Origin of the sequence: Xanthobacter sp. YC-JY1 (assembly GCF_021730305.1) — a bacterium.
GTDB lineage: Bacteria > Pseudomonadota > Alphaproteobacteria > Rhizobiales > Xanthobacteraceae > Xanthobacter > Xanthobacter flavus.
On sequence record NZ_CP032674.1, the window covers coordinates 143,807 to 167,356 of the forward strand.

The following is a 23,550-nucleotide window of genomic DNA, read 5'->3' on the forward strand; positions in this document are numbered from 1 at the left end:
GGCGGCGGGGGAGGCGGGATAGCATCGGTCCGAACGGAGGAACCGGTGCAACAGGACGGTCCGCATATTCTCGTCGTCGACGACGATCTCGAAATCCGCAAGCTGCTCAGCCGCTATCTCGCCGCGCAGGGCTTCCGCGTGACCGCGGCCGGCGACGGGCGGGAGATGGACGAGAAGCTTACCACCCAGCGCATCGATTTCGTGGTGCTGGATTTGATGCTGCCCGACGCCTCCGGCCTCGACCTCTGCCGTGCCCTGCGCGCCCGCTCGCGGGTGCCGGTGATCCTGCTCACCGCCCTGAAGGAGGACGTGGACCGCATCATCGGCCTCGAGATCGGGGCGGACGACTATCTCGGCAAGCCGTTCAATCCGCGGGAGCTGGTGGCCCGCATCCGCGCCGTCCTCAGGCGCACCAGCGTCACCGATCCCACGTCCTCCGCCGTGCGCGCCTACGGCTTCGCCGGCTTCCGCGCCGAGCCGGACCTGCGCCGCGTCACGGCGGCGGACGGCTCGGAGGTGCCCCTCACCGGGGCCGAGTTCGACCTGCTGATGGCGTTTCTGGAGCGGCCCGGCCGCATCCTCTCCCGCGATCAGCTGCTCGACATCACCCGCGGGCGGGAGGCCGGCCCGTTCGACCGCTCGGTGGATGTGCTGGTCAGCCGGCTCAGGCGCAAGCTCGGCGACCAGGGCGCGTTCCAGATCCTGAAGACGCTGCGCAACGGCGGCTACCAGCTCTCCGTGCGGGTGGACATCGAGGAGGCGCCGTGAGGACCCTGCGCGCCCAGGTCACCGCCATCCTCGTGGTGGCGGTGCTGGTGGTGATCGCGCTGGCGAACGGAGCGTCCTTCTTCATCGCCCGCCCCCAATGGCCGCCCTTCGGCGACCATGGCACCCATGCCGCCGACCTGCTCCTCATGGCCGATCTGGCGGCAGCCGTTCCGCAGGGCACCGAGGTCCGGTCGCAAATCGGCGCGGCGCTGCTGCGGCACGACCCGCCCGCGGGCGACATCGATCCGGTTGAGACGCGGCTGATGAGCGAGGCGCTGGCTCGGCTCGGCTCCACCTTGCCCGTCCAGGTGCTGCGTCGCCCACCGCCGTCCGGGCCGCCGGGTTCCGCCCCTCCTGACGATCCCGGCCCCGACGGCGCGGCGGGGGTTACGGCTCTGCGGTTGCCGGACGGGCGTTGGCTGGTGGTGGATGGCCGCCGGCCGCCCCGTCCGCCGCCCGGCCCGCCTGGCGGTGCGGTGGGCTTTGCGGTGTGGCTTGCCTTCATGATCCTCGGCGTCACCGGGGTCGTCATCCTCGCCGTGCACCGCCTCACCCGTCCGCTGGCACTGGTGGAGGAGGCGGCGCGGCGCATCGGTCCCGATGGCGAACTGCCCGTGCTGCCCGAACGGGGGCCGACCGAGGTGCGCGCCGCGGCCGCCGCCATCAATCGGCTCTCGGCGCGGCTGAAGGCCTCCATGGACAGCCGGATGCGCATCGTCGCCGGCGCGGCCCATGATCTGCGCACGCCCCTCACGCGCATGCGCCTGCGCGCCGAATTCATCCCGGATGAGGAGGAGCGCGCCCAGTGGCTCTCCGACCTCGCGGAGCTGGACCGCATCGCCGACAGCGCCATCCGCCTCGTGCGCGAGGAGGTGGAGGGCGGCACGCTGGAGACGGTGCGCATCGACCGCCTCGCCGCCGACGTGGCGATGGAATTGAAAGAGATCGGGCTCGCCGTCGCCCTCCTCGCCGCGGTGCCGGCCTATGTGGCGGGGCGGCCATTGTCGCTCAAGCGCGCGGTGCGCAACCTCGCGGTCAATGCCGCCACCCATGGCGGCGGCGCGCGGCTCGCCGTCAGCGCCGATGCGGAGCGGGTGGTGCTGGTGATCGAGGATGATGGCCCCGGCATTCCCGAGGCCTTGATGGGGCAGGTGTTCGAGCCGTTCTTCCGGGTCGACCCGGCGCGGCAGGTGAAGATCCCCGGGGCGGGCCTGGGCCTTGCCATCGCCAACGAGATCATCGGCCGCCATGGCGGGCGGCTCACCCTCTCGAACCGTCCCGGGGGCGGCCTGTTGCAGCGGGTGGAATTGCCGGCGGCCGAGGCGGGGCAGGACGCCGACGCGTGATCGGGCGCCCGGCCGCCTTCGGCCGGGGCTGATATCAGGGGAGAGGCCGGGCCGACCTCTCCATCCCGAGCCTCAGCGGGTGGGGACGGGCTTCTCGCCGCGATAGTCGTAGAAGCCGCGCTGCGTCTTGCGGCCGAGCCAGCCGGCCTCGACATACTTCACCAGCAGCGGGCAGGGCCGGTACTTGGAATCGGCGAGGCCCTCGTGCAGCACCTGCATCACCGCGAGGCAGGTATCGAGGCCGATGAAGTCGGCGAGCTGCAGCGGACCCATGGGGTGGTTCGCGCCAAGCTTCATGGCGCGATCGATGGAATCCACCGAGCCCACGCCCTCATAGAGGGTGTAGATCGCCTCGTTGATCATCGGCAGCAGGATGCGGTTGACGATGAAGGCCGGGAAGTCCTCGGCCACCGCATAGGTCTTGTGCAGGCGGGTGACGAAGGTCTTGGAGGCCTCGAAGGTCTCGTCGTCGGTGGCGATGCCGCGCACCAGCTCGACCAGCTCCATCAGCGGCACCGGATTCATGAAGTGAATGCCGATGAAGCGCTCCGGCCGGTCGGTGGCGGCGGCGAGGCGGGTGATGGAGATGGAGGAGGTGTTGGAGGCGAGAATCGCCTCCGGCTTCACCACCTGGCACAGCGCGGAGAAGATCTTGCGCTTCACCTCTTCCCGCTCGGTGGCCGATTCGATCACGAGGTCGCAGTCGGCGAGGTCCTCGGTCTTGTCCGCGGCGACGATGCGGGCGAGGGCTTCCTGCCGGTCGGTCTCGGACACGGAGCCCTTCGCCACCTGCTTGGCCATGTTGCCATTGATGGTGGCGAGGCCGGAGCGGATGCGGTCGGGGTCCGCGTCGTTCAGCGCCACGTCGTAGCCGGCGAGCGCGCACACGTGCGCGATGCCGTTGCCCATCTGGCCTGCGCCGATGACCCCGACCTTCTTGATCTCGAGCGGCATGATTCTCTCGTTTCGCCTTGTTTGCCGGTGACCGGGGCGGGCATCCCCGAAACTGCGGCCGGTGGTTCTCCGGCCGCAGCCAGAATGATCCTATCCCTTAACCTTGGCGATTTCCGCCTTGAGTTCGGGGATGACGGTGTTGATATCGCCGACGAGGCCGTAGTCGGCCACCTGGAAGATGGGGGCCTCCTCGTCCTTGTTGACGGCGACGATGACCTTGGAGTCCTTCATGCCGGCGAGGTGCTGGATGGCGCCGGAGATGCCGAGGGCGATGTAGAGCTCGGGGGCGACGACCTTGCCGGTCTGGCCCACCTGCCAGTCGTTCGGGGCATAGCCCGCATCCACCGCGGCGCGCGAGGCGCCCACCGCCGCGCCCAGGGCGTCAGCCAAAGGCTCGATCAGCTCGGCGAACTTCTCCCGCGAGCCCACCGCGCGGCCGCCCGACACGATGATCTTCGCGGCGGTCAGCTCGGGACGGTCGGAGGCGGCGATGCTCTCTTCCACGAAGGTGGAGAGCGCCGGATCGGACGCCGCGCCAACGGTCTCGATGGCGGCCGCGCCGCCCTCGGGCGTGGCGGCGAAGGAGGCGGTGCGCACCGTCACGACCTTCTTCGCGTCGTTGGACTTCACCGTCTGGATGGCGTTGCCGGCATAGATGGGCCGTTCGAACGTGTCGGGCGCCACCACCTTGATGATGTCGGACACCTGCATCACGTCCAGCAAAGCGGCGACGCGCGGCAGCACGTTCTTGGCGCTGGCGGTGGAGGGGCCGACGATGGCGTCGTAGGACCCGGCCAGCGAGACGACCAGCGCCGCCAGCGGCTCGGCGAGACGGTGGGCATAGAGCGCGTCGTCGGCGAGCAGCACCTTCTCGACGCCCGAGAGCTTCGCGGCGGCCTCGGCCACGCCCTTGGCGTTCTGGCCGGCCACCAGCACGTGCACGGGGGACCCGAGCGCGGCGGCGGCGGTGAGGGCCTTGGCGGTGACGCCGTTGAGGGCCGAATTGTCGTGTTCGGCAATGAGCAGAACGGCCATCAGATCACCCCCGCCTCGTCCTTGAGCTTCGCCACCAGCTCGGCCACCGAGCCCACCTTCACGCCCGCCTTGCGGCCGGCCGGCTCCTGGGTCTTCAGCACCTCGAGCCGCGGGGCGACGTCGACGCCGTAATCGGCCGGCGTCTTCTCGCCGATGGGCTTCTTCTTCGCCTTCATGATGTTGGGAAGCGAGGCGTAGCGCGGCTCGTTGAGGCGCAGGTCCGTGGTGACGATGGCCGGGCCGTTGAGCTTGAGGGTCTGCAGGCCGCCGTCGATCTCGCGGGTGACGACCACGCCGCCGTCTTCCACCACGACCTTGGAGGCGAAGGTGGCCTGAGGCCAGCCGAGCAGCGCCGCCAGCATCTGGCCGGTCTGGTTGCAGTCGTCGTCGATGGCCTGCTTGCCGAGGATCACGAGGCCGGGGGCTTCCTCGCCCACCACGCCCTTGAGGATCTTGGCGACGGCGAGCGGCTCGACCACGCCATCGGTCTTCACCAGAATGCCGCGATCGGCGCCCATGGCCAGCGCCGTGCGCAGCGTCTCGGAGGCCTGGGCCGGTCCGATGGACACCGCCACAACCTCGGTCGCCTTGCCGGCTTCCTTGAGGCGCAGCGCCTCTTCCACCGCGATCTCGTCGAACGGGTTCATGGACATCTTGACGTTCGCAAGCTCCACGCCCGACCCGTCAGACTTCACACGAACCTTAACGTTGTAATCCACCACCCGCTTAACGGGCACCAGGATCTTCATCGACACACGCTCCCCGTTCCCGAAATCTCGACCGGCGGTCGCAAAATCCGCCGATGATCGTGACTTCCGCTCTTATCCCTGCATTGCAGCATTTCTTGCGGGCGGGCAACGTAGGAGGGGCCAGAAAGTGTGTCAACGCTCGCTCCGGCGCGGCGTTCGGACGCTCGGCACGCCGGAGGGATCGCGATCGAACAGGGCGACGCCCGGCCGGCGCATCAGCGCCACCAGCACGGCTCCGGCGAGAAAGCCGCCCACGTGCGCCCACCACGCCGTCTCCTGGTCCGAGCTCGACAAGATCTGCCACACCTGAAGGCCGAACCACGCGCCGATGGCCCAGTAGGCGGGTACCCGCAGCGGGATCTTCATCAGCACCAGCGCCCACAGGCGGATGTTCGGGTGCAGCACCAGATAGGCCGCGATCACCCCGGCCACCGCCCCGGACGCCCCCACCAGCGGCGCCTCCGACCCCGGTTCGGCCACCACATGGACCAGCCCGGCGACGACCCCGCACAGCAGGTAGAAAATGAGGAAGCGGCCATGGCCCATGGCGTCCTCCACATTGTCGGCGAACACCAGCAGGAAGGCCATGTTGCCGATAAGGTGGAGCCAGCCGCCGTGCAGGAACATGTAGCTGACGAGGGTGAGGGCCGGCGGCAGCCGCTCATAACCCTCGGGCAGGATGGCGATGCCGCTCACCACGGCGGGAATGGCGCCGAAGCCGAGCACGCCGGCCTCGCTCACCGGCCCGAACGCACCACGCTGGAGCGCGACGAACACGAACACGTTCAGCGCGACGAGCCCCCACGTGACGTAGGGGCGGCGCACATGCTCCAGCGGGTTGGCATCGGCGATTGGAACGAACATCAGACGGTCCCGGGGACTCGTCTGCCGCCCGCGGCCGTCCTGTCCCGTTACGGCAAGCTTAGAGCATTTTCGCGCGAAGTGGATACCGGCGCGCGTGGAGAAAATGCGTCAACTCAATACCCTAGAGCAGGGGGATCGCTGCGGTGACCGGGGCGGCGTCAGGTCCGGCTCGCGCCCGGCACCCACAGCACGTCCGCGGCGCCGCGCGCATTGGCGTAGCGGCCGGCGACGAACAGGAGGTCCGACAGCCGGTTCACGTAGTGCAGCGCCGGCGCACCCACCGCGCCCTCTCCCACCGTGCCTTCGCCCTGGTGCGACAATGCGACCATGATGCGCTCGGCCCGCCGGCAGATGGTGCGGGCGAGGTGGAGGTGGGCGGATGCGGCCGTTCCCGCTGGCAGCACGAAGGAGGTGAGGGGGGAGAGTTCAGCATTGAGGAGGTCGATGTCGTCCTCCAGCCGCTTCACCTGCGCCGGCACGATGCGCAGGCTCGCGCCCTGCTCCTCGTTGGCCGCGGGCGGCACGCAGAGGTCGGCGCCGAGATCGAACAGGTCGTTCTGGATGCGCACCAGGATGGCTTCGAGCAAAGGCTCGCCGGAGAGGTGGAGCCGGGCGATGCCGAGGGCGGCGTTGGTCTCATCCACCGCGCCATAGGCCTCGACGCGCAGGTCGTATTTGGGCACGCGCTTGCCGGTGCCGAGGCCCGTGGTGCCGTCATCTCCGGTGCGGGTGTAGATCTTGTTCAGCTTGACCATGACCGTCAGCGACCCATGGCGAAGATGGTGGCCATGACGATGATGATGGCGAGGAACTGGAACAGCACGCGCATCTGCATCAGCTTCTGCGAGCGTTGCGGCGAGCCGCCCGAGGCGAAGTTGAACAGGCCGAGGAAGAGCACGCCGGCCACCAGCGCCAGCGCGAGCGGGATGAACAGAAAGACCGACCAGTGCACCATCTTCGTTTCCTCCCGGCGCTCAGTTGAGCACGGCGATGCCGGCATTGAGCGTCGAGGCGTAGCACACCCAGACGAGATAGGGCACCAGCAGCCAGCCGGCCGTGCGGTCCAGCGGGAAGGTGGCGCGCAGCGTCAGCGCCAGCAGCACGACGAGGCCGATGATGATGACGAGCCCCGCGTGGATCGCGTGCAGGCCGAAGAATACCGGTGACCAGATGAAATTGAGCGCCAGCTGCGCCAGGAACAGGCCGATGGCCACGGTGCGCGCGGAGGAGGGGGGCACCTTGTCCCACAGCCGCCAGAGGCTCACCGCCATCATCAGATAGAGCAGCGTCCAGACGATGGGGAAGGCGGCGTTGGGGGGCGTCCAGCCCGGCTTCACCAGACCTTGATACCAGGCGGGGATGGCCGGCGAGGTCACCGCCCCGCCGACAGCGCCCACTCCCAGCATCAGCGCGAGGCAGCCGAGCAGCCGCAGCCGGGAGACGGCGCAGGGCGAGAGCGAGCGGGGGGACGTCATGGACATGTGGAAGCACCTTTCCACCGCCGGCCATGCGGGCGGCAGCTTCTCCTTATCCGAACGCCACACCCCGGCGGATCGTTTCGCCTGCCGGGGCCACGGCTCAGGTGGCCAAGGCTCAGGTGGCGATGTGGCTGGCGATCTCGTCCACCGGGAGCTTCACCAGATCCTTGGCGATCTCGCCATCCACCAGCGGCTTGACGCGGTGGGACAGCGCCTCCCGCAGCACGCCCAGCGCCTTGGGCGGGGCGACGAGGAGGATGCGGGCCGGGGCCTCGCCCGAGGCCACCAGCGCATCGAGCCTTCCTGCGACCCGGGCGATGAAGGCCGCTTCCGCCTGGGCGTGCAAATCGGTGGTCTCCACCGCGCTGCGGGCGACGGTTGCGGATTCATGCACCCGGCCGGGACGATCCGTGCCGAGGGCGGCGGTGCCGGGATGGGGCTCGCTGAAGCTCTCGATCACAGACAGGCGCGGCGCCGGGGCGATGCCGGTATCGGCGAGCAGGACGGCCTTGGCGCCGTCGCACACCACCACGAGGCGGTTCATCTTGTCGGCCTTGGTCATGTCCCTGTCTCCCTGATCGTATGACGCCCGAAGGCGCCGTCTGGGGCCGGTGGTCAGGCCTTTGTGTCACATGGGTGGGGCCGGGGCTTTGTCCAGAGACAAACGCGGCGGCAGCATCTGCGACCTTGTGACGACGGGCGGGCGCTTGTCCCACGGGAAGTGGCGTGAGACGCTTCGATCAAAGAGGTCTGCGGCTATCGGCGATCCTTCAGGCGATCCGGCGCGGTGCGCGCCATCGCCAGCCGCCCAGCCCTGCCGAGGAATACCGCCATGCCGTTCCTGGTTCGCTTCCTTCTCCGCCACGCCGCCATCGGCATCGGTGTCGCGGCCGTGTTCGTGGCGCTTCTCGTCGCCTTCGACGTGGCACACCTCGCCAGCCTGTTCGCGCATTCTCCGGATGGATGGCTCGCTCTGGGCGTTCTCACGGTGGCGCTGGGCATCACCTTCGGCAGCGTGCAGATGGGCTTCGCCGTCATGCTGATGGACGACGAGGACGGCCCGCCCTCCGGCCGCCGCGCCCGCCTGACGCGCCTCGTGCCCAAGCTCGCGCGGGTCCACGCCCGGGCGCTGACGCTTCCGTCTCTGATTGCAGAAGCGGCCGGGCCCTGAGCCCGGCCGTTTTCGTTTGGGCCTACTGGCCCTTGCGCCGCATGGCCTCGGCCAGTGCCGCGCCGAAGGCGCCTTGCCCACCCTTGTCGCCGCCCTTGTCCCCCGGCTTCCCCGGCTGCGGGCGGCGAGCGTCGGTGCCTCGGAAATCGTTGCCGCGGCCGTCATTGCGCGGCTGGTCCGGCCGGCCTCCGGCGGGGCGGGAGGCGCCGGCATCGTCCTTGCGCATGGAGAGGGCGATGCGCTTGCGCTTCACGTCCACTTCCACCACGCGCACCTTCACCACATCGCCCGCCTTCACCACCTCGTGCGGGTCCTTCACGAAGCGGTCGGCCAGCGCCGAGACATGGACCAGCCCGTCCTGGTGGACGCCGATGTCCACGAAGGCGCCGAAGGCGGCCACATTGGTCACCGTGCCTTCCAGCACCATGCCCGGCTTGAGGTCGCTCATCTCGTGAACGCCCTCGGCGAAGGTTGCGGTCTTGAAGGCCGGGCGGGGGTCGCGGCCGGGCTTTTCCAGCTCCGTGAGGATGTCGCGCACCGTGGGCAGGCCGAAGCGCTCGTCCACGAAGGCGCGCGGGTCCAGCGCCTTCAGCGCCGCCGTGTCGCCCATGATCTGGCGCACGTCGCGCCCGCAGGCGGCGACGATCTTCTTGGCCACCTCATAGGCTTCCGGATGCACGGCGGACGCATCCAGCGGCTCGGCACCGTCCGGGATGCGCAGGAAGCCGGCGGCCAGCTCGAAGGTGCGCGGGCCGAGGCGGGAGACCTTCAGCAGTTCCTTGCGGGTCTTGAACGCACCCACCGAATTGCGATGGGCCACGATGGCCTCCGCCAGCGAGGCGCCGAGGCCGGACACGCGGGCGAGCAAGGAGGCCGAGGCGGTGTTGAGGTCCACGCCCACGGCGTTCACCGCGTCTTCCACCACCGCGTCCAGGGCTTTGGCGAGGCGGGCCTGATCCACGTCGTGCTGGTACTGGCCGACGCCGATGGCCTTGGGCTCGATCTTCACCAGCTCCGCCAGCGGGTCCTGCAGGCGGCGGGCGATGGAGACGGCGCCGCGGATGGACACGTCGATGTCCGGCATCTCGGCGGCGGCGGTGGCCGAGGCGGAATAGACCGAGGCGCCGGCCTCGCTCACCACCACCTTGATGGGCTTCCGGCCATTGGCGTCCGGCGGCAGCGCGGCAATCATGTCTGCGGCGAGCTTGTCGGTCTCGCGGCTGGCGGTGCCGTTGCCGATGGCGATCAGCTCCACATTGTGCCGGCGGATGAGGTGCGCCAGCTCCGCCATGGCGCCCTGCACGTCGTTGCGCGGCTGGAAGGGATAGACGGTGGACGTGGCGATGAGCTTGCCCGTGCCGTCCACCACCGCCACCTTCACGCCGGTGCGGATGCCCGGATCGAGGCCCATGGTGGCGCGCGAGCCGGCCGGGGCGGCCAGCAGCAGGTCCTTGAGGTTGCGGGCGAAGACGCGGATGGCCTCTTCTTCCGCCCGCTCGCGCATCTCGCCCATCAATTCGACGGTGAGGTGGAGCGAGAGCTTCACCCGCCATGCCCAGCGCGCCACCTCCAGCAGGAAGCCGTCCGCCGGCGCGCCATTGGCGAGGGGGATGTCGTAGGCCTCGGCCACGATGCGCTCGGCCGGCTTCACCGGGGTGGTGGCATCCTCGTCCACCACGAGGTCGAGGGTCAGCATCTCCTCGTTGCGCCCGCGCAGCATGGCGAGCACGCGGTGGCTCGGGGCGGTGGCCCATTTCTCCGAATGGTCGAAATAGTCGCGGAACTTGGCGCCCGCCTCCTCCTTGCCCTCGGCCACCTTGGCCTTGAGCATGGCATTGGCCTTGAGGTGTCCACGCAGGCGGCCCACCAGCTCGGCATTCTCGGCGAAGGTCTCCACCAGAATGTCGCGGGCGCCGTCCAGCGCTGCCTTGATGTCCGCCACCTGCTCGTTGAGGAAGGCGGCCGCGCGCTCGGCCGGAGCGACGGAGCGGTCGGCGAGGATCGCCTCGGCCAGCGGCCCGAGGCCCTTCTCGCGGGCGATTTCCGCCTTGGTGCGGCGCTTGGGCTTGTAGGGGAGGTAGAGGTCTTCTAGCTCCGCCTTGGTGGTGGCCGCCTCGATCTTGCCGCGCAGCTCGTCGGAGAGCTTGCCCTGCCCGTCGATGGAGGAGAGCACGGCGGCGCGGCGGCTTTCCAGCTCGCGCAGGTAGGAGAGGCGCTCTTCCAGCGTGCGCAGCTGGGTGTCGTCGAGGCCGCCCGTCACTTCCTTGCGGTAGCGGGCGATGAAGGGAACAGTGGCGCCTTCGTCGATGAGGGAGACCGCGGCCGTGACCTGCGCCGGGCGGGCATTGATCTCGGCGGCGATGAGGCGGGCGATGGCGTCTGCGTTGCCCTGCGGTGCGGCGGCCATGGGGTCTCATCCTCTCCTGCGGTGACGGGGGCACGCCCATAGCCGAGCAATGGGGCGCTGTCACGTTACGGCTGGGGAAAGAACCGTTCGTGTGCCCCTCATCTGTCGTCCGCTCATCGTGATGGGTCATCGTTGCGTGTCATCGCCCGGCTTGTCCGGGCGATCCACCCATCCGCCTGCGCGCTGTCCGGAAACCCGAACCCGTCCAACCGTGGATCGCCCGGATAAGCCGGGCGATGACGGCGGTGCAAGGGGCCAGGATGGCTACCCCCGCCGCGTCAGAAAATCCTCGGCCAGCGCGAGCGTCCCGGCGGTATAAGGCGCGCCCATCGCCTGGGCGGTCGGCGTCTCGGCGTGGGAGGCGACCCAGGCGGTGAGCAGCATCCGGCGCAGCATCACGAACACGTCGAGCTGCGCGTCGGCATCCGCCGGCAGGGGGGCGAGGGTGCGGTAGCCGTCCGCCCACGCATCCTTCAGGGCCGGCACCAGCGGCGAATGCTCCATGAAGGAGACGGCCGAGGCGAAGTCGTAGAGGAACCAGGAGAAGCCGCAGTCGTCGAAATCGATGAGGGTCAGGCTGTCGCCGTCCGCCAGCAGGTTGGCGAGGCGCAGGTCCGCATGGATGAGGCCGAAGCTATCCGGTGTCGTGAGCGGCGCGAGCCGGTCCTTCAAGGCAAGCGCCGTGCGCTCCAGCAGCGCGCGGCCGGCCGCATCCAGCCCCAGCGCGGCGCGGAAATCGCCCCAGAGCGGGCGTTCGCCCAGCGTGCTCTCGAAATCCCACACCTTGCGGGTGAAGCCCTCCGGTCGCCGCCAGCCTTTGGCGTGGGCGTGGAGCCGGGCGTGGAAGGCGCCGAGGCGGCGGAACCAGCCCGGCAGGTCCGCGCCCTCCTGCGGCTCGCCGCCGGGCACGAAGGCGAAGGCGGCCAGCCGGCGCGGGGCGCCGTCCTGCCCGACCTCGTTGAGGAGGTGGCCATCGCGTGTGGGGAGAATGGCGGGGGTCGGGACCACCTCGTCGGCCCGCAGCGCGGCGATCCAGGCGAGTTCGGAGCGGATCTCCGCCGCCTCGTGATAGCCCGGCCGGTAGACGCGGACCACGATGTCCTGCGGGCCGGCGGTGGCGCGGAAGGTGGCGTTCTCGGAGATGGAGAGGAGCTGGAGCGCCGCGTCCGGCGGCAGGCCCCAGTCCGGCAGATGGGCGCGAACCATCTCTTCGGTCCGCGCCAGATATGCCTCGTCGTACAGCACCCGTCCGGCCTCTCAAGCGTGTCGGACGGGCGCTATAGCATGTTGGAGGGCGCGCACCATCGGGGCCGGCCTGCGACCGGCGCCGATTGGCTTCGCTCAGGCGCCGCGCGGGGCTCAGACGAGCCCGGCGAGGATGCCGACGCCGGCCACCGCCACCGCCGCGCCCGCGCCGCGCACGAACTTCTCGCCATGCAGCTCGCCGAAGCGGCCGATGGCCATGCCGAGTCCGAGGCCGGCCACGTGGAGGAGCGCGGTGGCCGACATGAAGCCGAGGCCGTAGGCAAGGCCCGAGGCGTCCGCCGGCATCTCGGCGCCGTGGGCGTGACCGTGGAAGATGGCGAAGAAGCCGACCATGGCCATGGCCGCCGCCAGCGGCGCCTTGACGCCGAAGGCCACTACGCCGCCGAGCACGATCACCGAGAGCGCGATGCCCAGCTCCACGAAGGGTACGTCGATGCCGGAGATGCCGAGCGCGCCGCCCACGGCCATCAGGCCGACGAAGGTGGCGGGCACCGCCCACACGGCGCGACCGCCCAGCTGCCAGGCGAAGATGCCCACAGTCACCATGGCGAGCAGGTGATCGAGGCCGCCGAGGGGGTGGGCGAAGCCGTGGCTGAAGCCGTGGACGTCACCGACGCCGGTATGGGCGAAGGCGAGCTGCGGCAGGAGGGTCAAGGCTGCAGCGGCGGCTGCCGTGCGGATTGTGCGGTGCATGAAAGTCTCCCCGGTGTTTGAAGGTTTGAAAAGGGTTCAGCAGATGCGGGGCAGTTGATCGCCGACCAGCATGTCGACGATGCGCTCGCCCCCGAAGCGCGTTCTCATGACGACCCGGCCGGGCCGCTCGGACGTGACCTCGCCGATCACCGCCGCCTCGCGGCCCAGCGGATGGGCGCGGAGCGCGGCCAGCGCCGCCTCCGTCTCCCCGGCGGGCACCACGGCGAGGATCTTGCCCTCATTGGCGAGATAGAGCGGGTCGAGGCCGAGGATCTCGCAGAAGCCCATCACCTCCGGCCGCATGGGCAGGCTCAGTTCGTCGAGCCGCACGCCGACCTTGCTCGCCTCGGCAAGTTCATTGACCACCGCCGCGATGCCGCCGCGCGTGGCGTCGCGCATCATGCGCAGGCCGGGGGCGGCGGCGATCAGCGTGTCGATGAGGCCGTTCAAGGGCGCGCAGTCGCTCGCGATGGCGGTTTCGAGGGCGAGATCACCGCGGGCGTTGAGGATGGCGGCGCCGTGGTCGCCTAGCAGGCCGTTGACGATCACCCGGTCGCCCGGCCGCGCCTTCGTCACGCCCACGTCGAGGCCGGCGCGGATGACGCCGATGCCGGTGGTGGTGATGAAGAGCTTGTCGCAGGCGCCGCGCGCCACGACCTTGGTGTCGCCGGTGGCGATGTCCACCCCCGCCGCATGGGCCGTCTCCGCCATGGAATGGACGACGCGGCGCAGCGTCTCCACCTCCAGCCCCTCCTCGATGATGATGGCGCAGGAGAGCGCCACGGGCTTCGCCCCGCCCACCGCGAGGTCGTTCACCGTGCCGCACACGGCGAGCTTGCCGATGTCGCCGCCGGGAAAGAACAGGGGGTCCACCACGAAGCCGTCGGTGGTGAAGGCGAGCCGGTCGCCCCGCGCCATCAGGGCGGCGAGGTCGAAGCGGGCCTGATCCTCCGGCGCGGCGCGACCCGCGCCCGAGAAGGCGGAGAGGAACACGTCATCGATGAGATCACGCATGGCGCTGCCGCCGCCGCCATGGGCGAGCGTCACGATCTTCTGCGTCAGCGGCCGCCGGCGCGCGGCAGCGGGGGGTGCGACGGGGATGGCGGTCGAGATGTTCATGCGGCCTCTCCCCGTATACCGCCATATTGATAGTAAGCCGCGCAAGAACCTTCGGACGACACCATCAGCGCGCCGAGCGGCGTCTCCGGCGTGCAGCCCTTGCCGAACTCCGGACAGGCCCACGGCTTTGCGGCGCCGGTGAGCACCTCGCCGCAGCGGCACTGGGCGGGATCGGCCACCTTGATGTCCGGCACGGAGAAGCGCTTTTCCGCATCGAAGGCCGCATAGGGCGCCGTCAGCCGCACGCCCGAGCCGGCGATGGAGCCGAGGCCGCGCCACTCGAACGTCTCGCGTGGCTCATAGACCTCCTGAACCGCCCGGAGCGCGGCCGGGTTGCCGTGCTCCGGCACGACGCGGGCATACTGATTCTCGATCCGCGCCTGACCGGCCTCGATCTGCCGGAGCACCATGAGCAGGGATTGCAGGAGGTCGATGGGCTCGAAGCCCGACACCACCAGCGGCCGGCCGAACTCTTCCGCGATGAAGCGATAGGGCGCCGTGCCGATGACCATGGAGACATGCCCGGGCCCGATGAAGCCGTCGATGCCGAGGTCCGGCTGCTCCAGCAAAGCGCGCAGCGTCGGGATGATGGTGATGTGGTTGCAGAAGAGGGAAAAGTTCGTCACGCCCTCGCGCAGGGCCCGCTGCACGGTCAGCGCCGTGGAGGGCATGGTGGTCTCGAAGCCGAGGCCGAAGAACACCACCTCGCGGTCGGGGTTGCGCTTGGCCAGCGTGAGCGCATCCAGCGGCGAATAGACCATGCGCACGTCGGCGCCGTCGGCCTTGGCCTGCAGCAGGCTCTTCTTCGAGCCGGGCACGCGCATGGCGTCGCCGAAGGTGGTGAAGATCACCTCCGGCCGCTCGGCGATGTCCACGCAATCATCCACCCGGCCCATGGGCAGCACGCAGACGGGGCAGCCCGGGCCGTGGACGAATTCCACGAGGTCGGGCAGCAGGCCTTCCAGCCCATAGCGGAAGATGGCGTGGGTGTGCCCGCCGCACACCTCCATGATGGCGAAGGGCTTGTCGCGTCCGCGCTCGAGGCGGGCGGCGATGGCGCCGATCTCCTTCACCAGGGCCGAGGCGAGGGCGGGGTCGCGGAACTCGTCGACGAAGCGCATGTCCGTCCTCCTCAGCGCGGGGTGGAAAGCAGCTCGACGCTGCCTTGGGTGAGCGCTTCCATCTCGGCCGCCGCCTCGCCGATCTCGGAGAGCACCTTGAGGGTGGCGGCGGCCTCCTCCTCGTCGATGCGGCTCATGGCGAAGCCCACATGGACCAGCACCCAGGCGCCCACGAGGTCGTCCAGCGGCGCGCCGGGCTCGGCCACGCACACCACGTCCACGGTGCGCCGGACGCCGGAAACGTCCACCACGCACAGCATGGCCTCCGCGTCGGCGACGGCGACGATCTGTCCGGGAATGCCGAGGCACATGGGCTGGCTCCTACTGGCGAGGCGGGGGAGGGGTTACGAACAATCCGTCATGGCCGGGCTTGTCCCGGCCATCCACGTGGATCGGCCGGGCACAAAGGACGAACAGGTACGCAGTCGGGTCGACGTGGATGCCCGGCACAAGGCCGGGCATGACGGCGGCTTCGGCTTCATCGACGTTTGCGTCCATCCCCATCCCCTCAATGCTGGCCAAACGCCCCACCGCGGGCGATGCCGTAGCGGTCGAGCTTGGCGCGCAGGCCAACGCGGGAGAGGCCTAGCTCCTCGGCCGCGCGGCTCTTGTTCCAGCGGCAGCGCACCAGGGTTTCGGTGAGGATGGTGGCCTCCATGCGCTCGATGCGGTCCTTCAGCGGTCCGCTGTCGGGCAAGGAGATGGAGGAATTGGCCAGCGTCTCCGGCGCCCGCGTCTCGGCCGCGGCGGCGCGCACCACGTGGGGGGAGAGGAGATCGGCGGAGAGGCTGTCGCGCTCGGCGAGCACCAGCATGCGGGTGATTTCGTTCTGCAATTCGCGCACGTTGCCCGGCCAGTCATAGGCGGACATGCAGGCGAGGGTCTCCTCGCTGAAGCCGCGCACGCGCTTGCCGTGCTGGCTGGAGAGCGCATCGAGCACGCTCTGGGCGAGGACCGGAATGTCCGCCCGTCGCTCGCGCAGCGCCGGCAGGGTCAGCACCATGGCCGAGAGGCGATAATAGAGGTCTTCGCGGAAGCGGGCACGGGCCACCTCGCCCTTGAGGTCGCGATGGGTGGCGGCGAGCACGCGGACATTCACCCGCTTCGCCTCGTTGGAACCCACGGGGCGGATCTCGCCCTCCTGCAGGAAGCGCAGCAGCTTCACCTGGAAGGCGGGGGAGACGTCGCCGATCTCGTCGAGAAAGATGGTGCCTCCGTCCGCCTGGTCGAGCAGGCCGATGCGGGTCACGTGGGCGCCGGTGAACGAGCCCTTCTTGTGGCCGAACAGCTCGGATTCCAGCAACTCGTCCGGGATCGCCCCGCAATTCACCGCGAAGAAGGGCCGGTCCGAGCGCAGGCTGGAATAATGGATGGCGCGGGCGAGCAGTTCCTTGCCGGTGCCGGTCTCGCCATGGATCAACACGGGCACGTCGAAGGTGGCCACCTGAGCCGCGCGGGTGCAGACCTGCGAGAGCGGGCTGCCGGGGGCGCGCACCAAGGTGTCGAAGTGGAAATTCTGCTTCACCCGCGCTTCCAGCGCGCCGAGGCGGGCCTCGGCATTGGAGGCGGTGAGCTTCATCTCCAGATTGAGCCGCTCATGGTCGCGCTGGAGCTGGAACAGGTGCGCGGCATTGCGCGCGGCCAGCAGCAGCTGGTCCGGATGCCAGGGCTTGGGGATGAACTGGTAGATGCCGGCGTCGTTGATGGCGCCGATCATGTCCTCCGGCTCCGTGTAGCCGGTGACGATGATGCGCAAGATGTCCGGCCAGCGCTCGCGCACTTCGGTGAGCAGCGCGACGCCGGAGGTCTGCGGCATGCGCTGGTCGCAGAAGATCACCTGGATCCACTCATTCTCCAGGATGCGCCGCGCCTCCTCCGCATTGAGGGCGGTGAAGACGTCGAACTCCTCGTCCAGCACGCGGGCGATGACCTCCACCGAGCGCGGCTCGTCATCCACAACGAGGATGGCCGGGCGCCGGTTCATCGCGCGCCTCCCGCCGCCGCGCGCAGGGCCGAAGCTTCCGCTTCGCGGGCGCTCGCAAGGTCGTTGAGGCGGACGGCGCGGGCGGCTTCGAGCCAGGCGATCCAGCGGGCGAGGCCGATCTCGCCGCGGGACGAGGTGGTGAGGATGTCCGCCGTCGGGTTGATGCGGCGGATGTTGGCCTCCAGCGTCGCCATGTCCGCATCCACATAAGGCGCAAGGTCGGCCTTGGTGATGAGGACGAGGTCGGCACCCTCGAAGATGTCGGGATATTTGAGCGGCTTGTCCTCGCCCTCGGCCACCGAGATCAACGTGACGCGCTTGGTCTCGCCGAGGTCGAAGGCGGCGGGGCAGACGAGGTTGCCCACATTCTCGATGAAGAGCACGCCGCCGGGCGGCAAGGGCAGCTTTTCCAGCGCGTGGCCGACCATGTGGGCGTCGAGGTGGCAGCCCTTGCCGGTGTTGATCTGCACCGCCGGGGTGCCCACCGCGCGGATGCGGGCGGCGTCGTTGTCGGTCTGCTGGTCGCCCTCGATGACGGCGCAGGGGATGCGGCCGGAAAGCGCCTTCAACGTCTCCACCAGAAGGGTGGTCTTGCCGGCGCCGGGGCCGGAGAGGAGGTTCAGCGCCAGCACGCCCGCAGCATCGAGCCGGGTGCGGTTGCGGCCGGCATAATCGTCGTTCTTGGCGAGGATGGAGGTCTCGATCTCCACCATGCGCGCCTGGGAGAGCCCCGGCGCATGGGCGCGGGCGGGGCCGGTGCCATAGTCCAGCGTGCCGGCGTCGGGCGCGGGGGCGTGATCGTCGTGGTGATGATGGTGGTGACCATGGTCGTGGTCATGCCCATGGCCGTGATCGTGCCCGTGCGCATGGCTGTGGGTGGTGCCATCCGCATGGGTGTGGGTGTGCGGATGGGCGTGATCGTGGGAATGGCCGTGGGCCTCGGAAATGGTGGCGCCGTCGCCGCTGCAGCCGCAGACCGTGCACATCACATCACCTCCAGGTCTTTGATCTTCATCTCGGTGCCGCCATTGGGCACGAGCCGTTCCCCGCCGCATTTTGGGCAGGGGGCGAGGCGGTGGGCCAGCGGCACGGTGTCGGAGCAGTCGAAGCACCAGGCGGTGCCGTCCTCCTCCAGAACCACCAGCTCGGCGCCGTCCGCCAGCGAGCCTTTCGTCACCACGTCGAAGCCGAAGCGCAGCGCTTCCACCTCGATGCCGGCGAAGCGGCCGATGGCGAGGCGCACGCGGGTGACGCGCGAGAAATTCTGCGCCTTCGCCGCCTCTTCCATTGCCGAGAGCAGGCTCTCGCACACGGCCATCTCATGCATAAGCGGGCTCCGTGGCGAAGGAGAGGGTGACGGGCACGCAGGGATTGATGGCGCAAACGAGCAGCGGCGCAAGCCACCGCGTCCGCCAGCCGGGGGAAAGGGCGGCGAAGGCCCGCTCCAGAAGTCCGCCCGGGGCGAGGTTCCAGGCGCTGGGGGAGAGGATGCGATAGGCCTTCACGCGCCCAGCCTCCACCGCCGCCCGATGCCCGAGCAGCCCGCGCGCGGCCGGCGCAATGCCGGCCGGAAGGGGCGGCGCAGGGCGGGGGGCGAGATGGGCAAGGCCATCCACCAGCCGGGCAAGGAGGCGCACGAACAGGCTCGGCCCTTCCGACGCGAGCAGCGCGGCCATGAGCGGCGTCGCCGCGACGCGCCCCAGCGCCCCGGTCTCGCGGTGGGAGCCGATGGCGGCGGGGGGCCGCGTGAGGGTGGCCGCGAGCACGTCCGCGCTCAGCTCCGGCAGATGCACGCGCCCTTCCGCGGGATCGGCCTCGCGGATGCGGGCGAAGACGCGGGCGGTGGGCGTCGGCGCCGCGGCGAGCCACGTCTCCAGCTCGGCGGGGGAGAAAGAGGACAGGTCGCTGGCGTCCCCCACCAGAGCCGCATGGAAGGCGGCGCCGTCCGGCCGGGCGAGGAGGGCCAGCGCAGTGCGGTCCGGCGCCATGCCCAGCGCCACCGGCAAGGTGTGGAGAAGGGCGAGCGCGTGGTCGCGCACCGTCTCGCGCGCCATCATCGCGGCATCGGCTGCGACGGGCAGGCCGAGCGCGGAGCGGGCGGCGAAGGCATGGGCCGCGCCGCACAGGTTGAAGACGAGGGGGGCGAGCCGCGCCGCCTCCTCCGGCGTGCGGCCGATAAGGGCCGCTGCGGGGTCCGGCCCCTCCTCCCGCGCCACGCGCCAGCCGCCCGCGCGCCCGTCCGGCACGAGGGTGAGGCTGCGGAGTGCGCGGGGCAGGGGCGCGCGCGAGTTCATGCCGCGCCGTCCCGCATTTCTTCCGCGCGCAGGTCTTCCGTGCCAGCGCGGGGGCCGAGGATGAGCGAGCGGCGGGACAGTTCCGCCGGCGCCTCGCGGCGGGGAGCCTCGGTCTCCGGGGCGGCCGCGGCCGTCTCGGCCGCGACACGGGCGGCTTCCTCGGCCTCCGCCCGGCGGCGGATTTCGCCGGAGCGGGTGCCGTCCTCCCGGTTGCCGGCATCGAGCAGGCCGGGCATCACCGCCTCGGCCGTCTCCACCGCCTGCAGCATGGAGGAGAAATCGAACATGGGGGAGAACAGCGAGCAGGCCTTGTAGGGACCGGTCTCAGGCCGGTTGGCGGCGAGGAACTCGTAGGTGCCCGAGGGAAAGTCGATCAGCTCCTTCTCGCCGGTCCTCAGCTGCGACCAGTCGTCGGCGGCGTTGGGCAGGAGCACGATGTTCATGAACCAGGGCGTCACCAGCACGCCCATCACCCGCCCTGCATGGATGCGGAAGCCCACCGCCTTCACCCCGAGGGTGCCGTTGACGAAGGGCACGCCCTTCATCTTCGCCGCATGGATCTCGCGGAACACCGCCTCGAACAGGCCGGGCGCCTCGGCGAGCTGGCGCTCCAGCGCCGGATCGACCAGCGAGGGGCGCATCACGGCCGGCAGGTCCGGCGTGCCGCCATCGAGCACCATGAAGGCATCACGGGCGCCGTCGCAGACCGGGCAGCGCCAGTGATCAGGCAGCGCGTTGAACGGCGTGCCGGGGGGAATCTGCCACGCCTCGCACCCCTCGGCGGGGTCGTAGACGTGCCAGCAGACCTTGCATTCCAGCCGCGCGGTGGGGGCAAGCCGCGCGCGATCGCCGAGATAGGAGCCGTCGAAGAAGCTGTGCTGGGACATATCTTGCCTCACCGCATGGCCGCCAGCACCTCGACGAGGCGCTCGGCGGAATCGGCGATGTCCTCGCGGGCGGCGCAGGCCACTTCCGGCACCTCGCTCACCTCGATGGTGTCGAGGATGAGCATGTCCTGCGAATTGTAGAAGCGCACCCGCCAGACGTGCCGCGTGCCCGTGGCGTCGATGCGGCAATTGCCGTAGCCGCGCGAAAGCACGGTGGTCGCGCCGGGGCCGAGGCGCGCGTCCAGCATGGCGAGGTCTTCCGGCGTGTGCGGCAGCAGGGAGAGGTTGATGACGTGGGCGCCATCGCCGGGCTGGCGGTTGCGGGAGCGGTCGTCGATCTCCACCAGCAGAGCCGGGGCGTTGAAGATGCCGGGGGCGGGCACATCGAGGCCGGAGAGGTCGATGCCCGCGCCACCACCGAACGCCCGCACCAGCGCACCGCGCGGGAAGGCGCCGATCTCGATGCGGTCGGTGCCCGCCGCGCCGCGCAGGCGCCAGACACCGGCGAAGGTGGCTTCCTGGATCTCCATGGCGCGGGCATCGCCGCGGCCTTCCACCTTCACCGCCACCTCACCCTCGCCCATGGCCTCGTCCACCAAAGCGACGTTGGCGGCGTCGAGATGGGCGAGGTCGATGATGCGGCTCTCGCCCGGCTGCCAGCTTTCCAGCGCGGCGATCACCTCCTCCAGCACGGCGAAGGCGGGGGCGTAGCGGTCCTTGTCCTCGACCTCGATGAAGGGCGCCTCGAAGGTGCGCATGCCCGAGGGCATCTGGAGATAGGCGAGGCCCTCGTCCTCGGCGGTGGACTGGCTGCCGGGGCCGAAGCCGATGGGGGGCTGTGTGGCGAAGGGGGACGAAGACATTGGGGGCAGCCTTCAGTGGGTGGCGGCGGAGGGGGCGGCGAGCAGGGCGCGGAGCTTGTCGAGATATTCGTCCCAGTCCCGCATGCGGGCGATGGCGCCCACCGGCTGGCCGGCGCGCAGCACCACGATGGCGGGGAGCGCGAGGCTCATGGTTTCCCGCAGCGCCGCTTCCGCCTTGGGACCGGCGATGGCGATGCCGATGGCCTCCTGGCCGCCCAGCGCCTTCACCAGCTCGGGCAGCACCACGGCGATGTCCGGGCTCTCCAGATGCGCCTTGCCGTGGGAGGGCAGGAACAGGAAATGGTCGCGGGCATCGAGGGTTGCGGCATCCTCCAGCGTCTCGACGGAGGGCCAGGCGCCGGCCTCGCTGAGGCGGCGGACGAGGGGGTGGAGATCGGGGGCGGCGACCGGGGGCATCAGGCTTCCTTTCGGCCGGCGGCGTAGGCCGCGGCGAGATGGGGCGGCAGGACCGGCTCGCGGTCCACGAGATCGGCGAAGGCGCGGTCGATGAGGGCGGTGTCGGCCTCCCCCGCCATGATGGCGGCGACGCCGGAGAGGGCTTCGGTGATCAACTGCGCCTCCTCCGCATCGAGACGGCGGCGGGCGGTGCCCTGGAAGACGAGGACGTGATCGCCGACCCCGGCCTCGGGCACGAGGGAGAGATCCACCCGCTCCTCCCGCCCCTCGGCCGAGCAGAGCGCGTAGGGGCCTTCGAGGCGTTCGATGCGCATGGGCAGGCCGAGACACATGGCTCAGGCCTCACCCCGAACGAGCACGCGCGCATCGCCGATGCGGCAGGCGTCCTCGGCGCTCGGGCGCTCGGTCTCATAGGGATCGCGGGCGACTGCGGCGGTGACGAGCGAGCCTTCACCCGCGCGGGGTTCCGGCACGATGCCGAACTCGTCCTTGAGGATGGCGAGCACCTTGCGCGCGGCGGGCTCGATCTGCGCGGCGACGGTGGCGGTGAGGCCGCCGCCATAATCGTCCAGCACTTCCGGCTGCACACCCACCAGCACGATGCGGCCGGGTGTGTGGCCGCGCAGCGCGAGAAGACCGAGGATTTCCTGGAAGCCGGTCTGGTGCAGGCTCACCTTGCGGGCAGCGAGCACGGCCGGCACGTCGGCATCGGCGCGGATGTGGACGGTGCCCGGCGGGGAGCCGAAATCCACGGCATCGACGATGACGACGCCTTCAGCTTCTTCGAGATAGGGCAGGAGATAGAGGCCCTGGGTGCCGCCATCGAGCAGCGTCACCGGCTCGGGGAAAGTGTAGGCGCGATCCAGGGTTTCCAGAACCCGCACGCCGAAGCCCTCGTCGGCCCACAAGATGTTGCCGATGCCGAGCACCAGAATGCGCGCGCAAATCCGTTCGCCGTCCATGCGACGCCGCCCTCCCTGCGATGGCCTCCCACGACGGTCTGCCGCCGTCTGATTTCGAGTTCGACTAAATCAAGGACCGTGCCAATCCGGCTGGAAGCCGGCCAACCGGTTGATTCGGATCAACAGTGGGCAGAGAGGGTGGGGCGGGGTTGCTGGCCGATATTGTAAGGAGTGTGATCGATATTGGCTGAAAATGGAATCTTGATTTCCATATTCCGCCATCCGGGATGGGTTTTCGCCGGTTCGGGAGAGGGCATGCCTGCGACGATCGTTAGCAGGTGCAGCGCGAAGTGGAATGCGTCGCACCATGTCTGCCGGCCGTCCTGCGCCGGAGCCCGGCCCACGAAAAAGGGCGCAGCCGAAGCCACGCCCTCTTGTCGTTCTGGCCCTGTCCGGTCGGCCGTGGCCGCTCAGTCCGGATCGTCGTCCCGGAAGGTGCGGTGGCCGTTGGTGATGGCCGAGACCATGGACTGGCGGGACATGATGTCCTCGCGGATCACCGAATAGACGTGGATGATGATGAACACGATGATCACCCACATGCCTAGGTGATGCAGCGTGTGCACCTGCATGGAGCCGCCCAGCAGCGGGATGACCCAGCCGAACAGCTTCGCCTGCCACGAGCCGAGCCCCGTGCCCTCCGAATAGAGGGCGAAGCCGGTGAGGATCATGAAGGCGAGGCCCAGCACCATCACGAAGAACAGGAACACCTGCGCCAGCGGATTGTGCCCCACGAACTTCAGCGGGCGCGGCTTGAGGAAGGCATACCACTGCACCTCGGTGAAGAAGCCCTTCCAGAAGCTCTTCCGCCAGAAGGGGAAGGTGAACAGCTCCCGGGAGTACTTGTTGCCGAAGAACGCCCAGATGATGCGCCCCAGGAAGCCCACGGCGAGGATATAGCCCGCCGCGAAGTGCACGAAGCGGATTGTGCCCATGAGGTAATGGGCGCTCGCCTCGCCCGACAGGGTGGGGAAGGGCGAGCCGATGAAGTAGCCGGTGACGCACAGCACCAGGATGGACAGGGCATTCACCCAGTGCCACAGGCGCACCGGCGCCTCATAGACATAGACGGTGGTCAGCTTCTTTCCACCGGCGATCACCCGCGCGACCTCGGTGGGGGGCGCCGCCGGAGGGGCGGTGCCGGGGGAGAGGGAGGTGTCCGTCATGGCCGC

Annotated in this window: 27 protein-coding genes; 3 read left to right on the forward strand and 24 right to left on the reverse strand. The window is 69.9% G+C overall.

Features of this window, described 5'->3' with window-relative positions:
* The first annotated feature begins 45 nt into the window (after positions 1–45).
* Together D7006_RS00700 and D7006_RS00705 are read left to right on the forward strand one after the other, a co-directional pair.
* Positions 46–768 carry a response regulator gene (locus tag D7006_RS00700; protein ID WP_229646182.1) on the forward strand — a complete coding sequence of 241 codons (723 nt, stop codon included), beginning with the start codon at positions 46–48 and terminating at the stop codon, positions 766–768.
* The gene (locus D7006_RS00705; protein ID WP_237355174.1) at positions 765–2,114 is read left to right on the forward strand and encodes an ATP-binding protein; all 1,350 of its coding nucleotides are present in this window, start codon (positions 765–767) and stop codon (positions 2,112–2,114) included. Before D7006_RS00700 ends, D7006_RS00705 begins: the two co-directional genes overlap by 4 nt.
* A 72-nt stretch (positions 2,115–2,186) precedes the next feature.
* Here the strand turns inward: D7006_RS00705 and D7006_RS00710 are convergent, their stop codons facing one another.
* The 8 genes from D7006_RS00710 to D7006_RS00745 all read right to left on the reverse strand — a co-directional run bounded on the left by D7006_RS00710 (position 2,187) and on the right by D7006_RS00745 (position 7,756).
* Entirely contained in the window at positions 2,187–3,068 is an 882-nt protein-coding gene (locus D7006_RS00710) for a 3-hydroxybutyryl-CoA dehydrogenase (RefSeq protein ID WP_169123228.1), read from the reverse strand.
* Positions 3,069–3,158: 90 nt separating this feature from the next.
* On the reverse strand, positions 3,159–4,103 hold the full coding sequence (locus D7006_RS00715) for an electron transfer flavoprotein subunit alpha/FixB family protein (RefSeq protein ID WP_237355176.1): 945 nt from the start codon (positions 4,101–4,103) through the stop codon (positions 3,159–3,161).
* The gene (locus D7006_RS00720) at positions 4,103–4,852 is read right to left on the reverse strand and encodes an electron transfer flavoprotein subunit beta/FixA family protein (RefSeq protein WP_237355177.1); all 750 of its coding nucleotides are present in this window, start codon (positions 4,850–4,852) and stop codon (positions 4,103–4,105) included. Before D7006_RS00720 ends, D7006_RS00715 begins: the two co-directional genes overlap by 1 nt.
* A gap of 132 nt (positions 4,853–4,984) precedes the next feature.
* Positions 4,985–5,716, reverse strand: coding sequence for a rhomboid family intramembrane serine protease (locus tag D7006_RS00725; RefSeq protein ID WP_237355178.1), 732 nt, complete (start codon positions 5,714–5,716; stop codon positions 4,985–4,987).
* Between the two features lie 158 nt (positions 5,717–5,874).
* On the reverse strand, positions 5,875–6,471 hold the full coding sequence (locus D7006_RS00730; RefSeq protein ID WP_229646216.1) for a cob(I)yrinic acid a,c-diamide adenosyltransferase: 597 nt from the start codon (positions 6,469–6,471) through the stop codon (positions 5,875–5,877).
* A 5-nt stretch (positions 6,472–6,476) separates the two neighbouring features.
* Positions 6,477–6,671 carry a twin transmembrane helix small protein gene (locus D7006_RS00735; RefSeq protein ID WP_169124918.1) on the reverse strand — a complete coding sequence of 65 codons (195 nt, stop codon included), beginning with the start codon at positions 6,669–6,671 and terminating at the stop codon, positions 6,477–6,479.
* Positions 6,672–6,690: 19 nt separating this feature from the next.
* Positions 6,691–7,191, reverse strand: coding sequence for a TspO/MBR family protein (locus tag D7006_RS00740; RefSeq protein WP_371745141.1), 501 nt, complete (start codon positions 7,189–7,191; stop codon positions 6,691–6,693).
* A gap of 118 nt (positions 7,192–7,309) precedes the next feature.
* Positions 7,310–7,756, reverse strand: coding sequence for a host attachment protein (locus tag D7006_RS00745; protein ID WP_169124916.1), 447 nt, complete (start codon positions 7,754–7,756; stop codon positions 7,310–7,312).
* A gap of 270 nt (positions 7,757–8,026) precedes the next feature.
* Between D7006_RS00745 and D7006_RS00750 the strand changes: the two genes are divergently transcribed.
* Positions 8,027–8,365, forward strand: coding sequence for a hypothetical protein (locus tag D7006_RS00750; RefSeq protein ID WP_237355180.1), 339 nt, complete (start codon positions 8,027–8,029; stop codon positions 8,363–8,365).
* 22 nt (positions 8,366–8,387) lie between these two features.
* Here the strand turns inward: D7006_RS00750 and D7006_RS00755 are convergent, their stop codons facing one another.
* The 16 genes from D7006_RS00755 to cybH all read right to left on the reverse strand — a co-directional run bounded on the left by D7006_RS00755 (position 8,388) and on the right by cybH (position 23,544).
* A complete protein-coding gene (locus tag D7006_RS00755; protein WP_237355181.1) occupies positions 8,388–10,772 on the reverse strand; it encodes a Tex family protein in 2,385 nt (794 codons plus the stop codon).
* Positions 10,773–11,036: 264 nt separating this feature from the next.
* Positions 11,037–11,978, reverse strand: a complete 942-nt coding sequence (locus tag D7006_RS00760) for a phosphotransferase enzyme family protein (protein WP_237355182.1) — start codon at positions 11,976–11,978, stop codon at positions 11,037–11,039.
* 153 nt (positions 11,979–12,131) lie between these two features.
* On the reverse strand, positions 12,132–12,731 hold the full coding sequence (locus D7006_RS00765) for a HupE/UreJ family protein (RefSeq protein WP_169124913.1): 600 nt from the start codon (positions 12,729–12,731) through the stop codon (positions 12,132–12,134).
* A 36-nt stretch (positions 12,732–12,767) separates the two neighbouring features.
* Entirely contained in the window at positions 12,768–13,850 is a 1,083-nt protein-coding gene (gene hypE / locus D7006_RS00770) for a hydrogenase expression/formation protein HypE (protein WP_256444951.1), read from the reverse strand.
* The gene (hypD, locus tag D7006_RS00775; RefSeq protein ID WP_237355183.1) at positions 13,847–14,971 is read right to left on the reverse strand and encodes a hydrogenase formation protein HypD; all 1,125 of its coding nucleotides are present in this window, start codon (positions 14,969–14,971) and stop codon (positions 13,847–13,849) included. The genes hypE and hypD overlap by 4 nt, the downstream gene beginning before the upstream one ends.
* An 11-nt stretch (positions 14,972–14,982) precedes the next feature.
* Entirely contained in the window at positions 14,983–15,282 is a 300-nt protein-coding gene (locus D7006_RS00780; protein ID WP_237355184.1) for a HypC/HybG/HupF family hydrogenase formation chaperone, read from the reverse strand.
* Positions 15,283–15,479: 197 nt separating this feature from the next.
* Positions 15,480–16,955: a sigma-54 dependent transcriptional regulator gene (locus tag D7006_RS00785; protein ID WP_169124911.1), complete on the reverse strand. Its 1,476-nt coding sequence runs from the start codon at positions 16,953–16,955 to the stop codon at positions 15,480–15,482.
* Positions 16,952–17,941, reverse strand: coding sequence for a hydrogenase nickel incorporation protein HypB (gene hypB / locus D7006_RS00790; RefSeq protein WP_237355186.1), 990 nt, complete (start codon positions 17,939–17,941; stop codon positions 16,952–16,954). The genes D7006_RS00785 and hypB overlap by 4 nt, the downstream gene beginning before the upstream one ends.
* Positions 17,941–18,282, reverse strand: coding sequence for a hydrogenase maturation nickel metallochaperone HypA (gene hypA / locus D7006_RS00795; protein ID WP_237355188.1), 342 nt, complete (start codon positions 18,280–18,282; stop codon positions 17,941–17,943). The genes hypB and hypA overlap by 1 nt, the downstream gene beginning before the upstream one ends.
* On the reverse strand, positions 18,275–19,249 hold the full coding sequence (locus D7006_RS00800; protein WP_237355190.1) for a nickel-dependent hydrogenase large subunit: 975 nt from the start codon (positions 19,247–19,249) through the stop codon (positions 18,275–18,277). The genes hypA and D7006_RS00800 overlap by 8 nt, the downstream gene beginning before the upstream one ends.
* Positions 19,246–20,136 carry a [NiFe]-hydrogenase assembly chaperone HybE gene (gene hybE, locus D7006_RS00805; RefSeq protein WP_237355192.1) on the reverse strand — a complete coding sequence of 297 codons (891 nt, stop codon included), beginning with the start codon at positions 20,134–20,136 and terminating at the stop codon, positions 19,246–19,248. The genes D7006_RS00800 and hybE overlap by 4 nt, the downstream gene beginning before the upstream one ends.
* An 8-nt stretch (positions 20,137–20,144) precedes the next feature.
* Positions 20,145–20,999 (reverse strand): hydrogenase expression/formation protein, encoded by an 855-nt coding sequence (locus D7006_RS00810; RefSeq protein WP_237355197.1) that lies wholly within the window; start codon positions 20,997–20,999, stop codon positions 20,145–20,147.
* A gap of 12 nt (positions 21,000–21,011) precedes the next feature.
* Entirely contained in the window at positions 21,012–21,416 is a 405-nt protein-coding gene (locus D7006_RS00815; protein WP_169124905.1) for a hydrogenase, read from the reverse strand.
* The gene (locus D7006_RS00820; RefSeq protein WP_237355198.1) at positions 21,416–21,748 is read right to left on the reverse strand and encodes a HypC/HybG/HupF family hydrogenase formation chaperone; all 333 of its coding nucleotides are present in this window, start codon (positions 21,746–21,748) and stop codon (positions 21,416–21,418) included. Before D7006_RS00820 ends, D7006_RS00815 begins: the two co-directional genes overlap by 1 nt.
* A gap of 3 nt (positions 21,749–21,751) precedes the next feature.
* A complete protein-coding gene (locus D7006_RS00825) occupies positions 21,752–22,378 on the reverse strand; it encodes a HyaD/HybD family hydrogenase maturation endopeptidase (RefSeq protein ID WP_237355199.1) in 627 nt (208 codons plus the stop codon).
* A gap of 410 nt (positions 22,379–22,788) precedes the next feature.
* Positions 22,789–23,544: a Ni/Fe-hydrogenase, b-type cytochrome subunit gene (cybH, locus tag D7006_RS00830; protein WP_237355200.1), complete on the reverse strand. Its 756-nt coding sequence runs from the start codon at positions 23,542–23,544 to the stop codon at positions 22,789–22,791.
* Positions 23,545–23,550 lie beyond the last annotated feature (6 nt).

Excerpts from the sequence above, each read along its gene's own strand:
- D7006_RS00710 (WP_169123228.1), bottom strand. The coding sequence starts at position 3,068 with ATGCCGCTCGAGATCAAGAAGGTCGGGGTCATCGGCGCAGGCCAGATG.
- D7006_RS00715 (WP_237355176.1), bottom strand. The coding sequence starts at position 4,103 with ATGGCCGTTCTGCTCATTGCCGAACACGACAATTCGGCCCTCAACGGC.
- D7006_RS00720 (WP_237355177.1), bottom strand. The coding sequence starts at position 4,852 with ATGAAGATCCTGGTGCCCGTTAAGCGGGTGGTGGATTACAACGTTAAG.
- D7006_RS00725 (WP_237355178.1), bottom strand. The coding sequence starts at position 5,716 with ATGTTCGTTCCAATCGCCGATGCCAACCCGCTGGAGCATGTGCGCCGC.
- D7006_RS00730 (WP_229646216.1), bottom strand. The coding sequence starts at position 6,471 with ATGGTCAAGCTGAACAAGATCTACACCCGCACCGGAGATGACGGCACC.
- D7006_RS00735 (WP_169124918.1), bottom strand. The coding sequence starts at position 6,671 with ATGGTGCACTGGTCGGTCTTTCTGTTCATCCCGCTCGCGCTGGCGCTG.
- D7006_RS00740 (WP_371745141.1), bottom strand. The coding sequence starts at position 7,191 with ATGACGTCCCCCCGCTCGCTCTCGCCCTGCGCCGTCTCCCGGCTGCGG.
- D7006_RS00745 (WP_169124916.1), bottom strand. The coding sequence starts at position 7,756 with ATGACCAAGGCCGACAAGATGAACCGCCTCGTGGTGGTGTGCGACGGC.
- D7006_RS00750 (WP_237355180.1), top strand. The coding sequence starts at position 8,027 with ATGCCGTTCCTGGTTCGCTTCCTTCTCCGCCACGCCGCCATCGGCATC.
- D7006_RS00755 (WP_237355181.1), bottom strand. The coding sequence starts at position 10,772 with ATGGCCGCCGCACCGCAGGGCAACGCAGACGCCATCGCCCGCCTCATC.
- D7006_RS00760 (WP_237355182.1), bottom strand. The coding sequence starts at position 11,978 with ATGGTTCGCGCCCATCTGCCGGACTGGGGCCTGCCGCCGGACGCGGCG.
- D7006_RS00765 (WP_169124913.1), bottom strand. The coding sequence starts at position 12,731 with ATGCACCGCACAATCCGCACGGCAGCCGCCGCTGCAGCCTTGACCCTC.
- hypE (WP_256444951.1), bottom strand. The coding sequence starts at position 13,850 with ATGAACATCTCGACCGCCATCCCCGTCGCACCCCCCGCTGCCGCGCGC.
- hypD (WP_237355183.1), bottom strand. The coding sequence starts at position 14,971 with ATGCGCTTCGTCGACGAGTTCCGCGACCCCGCCCTCGCCTCGGCCCTG.
- D7006_RS00780 (WP_237355184.1), bottom strand. The coding sequence starts at position 15,282 with ATGTGCCTCGGCATTCCCGGACAGATCGTCGCCGTCGCCGACGCGGAG.
- D7006_RS00785 (WP_169124911.1), bottom strand. The coding sequence starts at position 16,955 with ATGAACCGGCGCCCGGCCATCCTCGTTGTGGATGACGAGCCGCGCTCG.
- hypB (WP_237355186.1), bottom strand. The coding sequence starts at position 17,941 with ATGTGCACGGTCTGCGGCTGCAGCGGCGACGGCGCCACCATTTCCGAG.
- hypA (WP_237355188.1), bottom strand. The coding sequence starts at position 18,282 with ATGCATGAGATGGCCGTGTGCGAGAGCCTGCTCTCGGCAATGGAAGAG.
- D7006_RS00800 (WP_237355190.1), bottom strand. The coding sequence starts at position 19,249 with ATGAACTCGCGCGCGCCCCTGCCCCGCGCACTCCGCAGCCTCACCCTC.
- hybE (WP_237355192.1), bottom strand. The coding sequence starts at position 20,136 with ATGTCCCAGCACAGCTTCTTCGACGGCTCCTATCTCGGCGATCGCGCG.
- D7006_RS00810 (WP_237355197.1), bottom strand. The coding sequence starts at position 20,999 with ATGTCTTCGTCCCCCTTCGCCACACAGCCCCCCATCGGCTTCGGCCCC.
- D7006_RS00815 (WP_169124905.1), bottom strand. The coding sequence starts at position 21,416 with ATGCCCCCGGTCGCCGCCCCCGATCTCCACCCCCTCGTCCGCCGCCTC.
- D7006_RS00820 (WP_237355198.1), bottom strand. The coding sequence starts at position 21,748 with ATGTGTCTCGGCCTGCCCATGCGCATCGAACGCCTCGAAGGCCCCTAC.
- D7006_RS00825 (WP_237355199.1), bottom strand. The coding sequence starts at position 22,378 with ATGGACGGCGAACGGATTTGCGCGCGCATTCTGGTGCTCGGCATCGGC.
- cybH (WP_237355200.1), bottom strand. The coding sequence starts at position 23,544 with ATGACGGACACCTCCCTCTCCCCCGGCACCGCCCCTCCGGCGGCGCCC.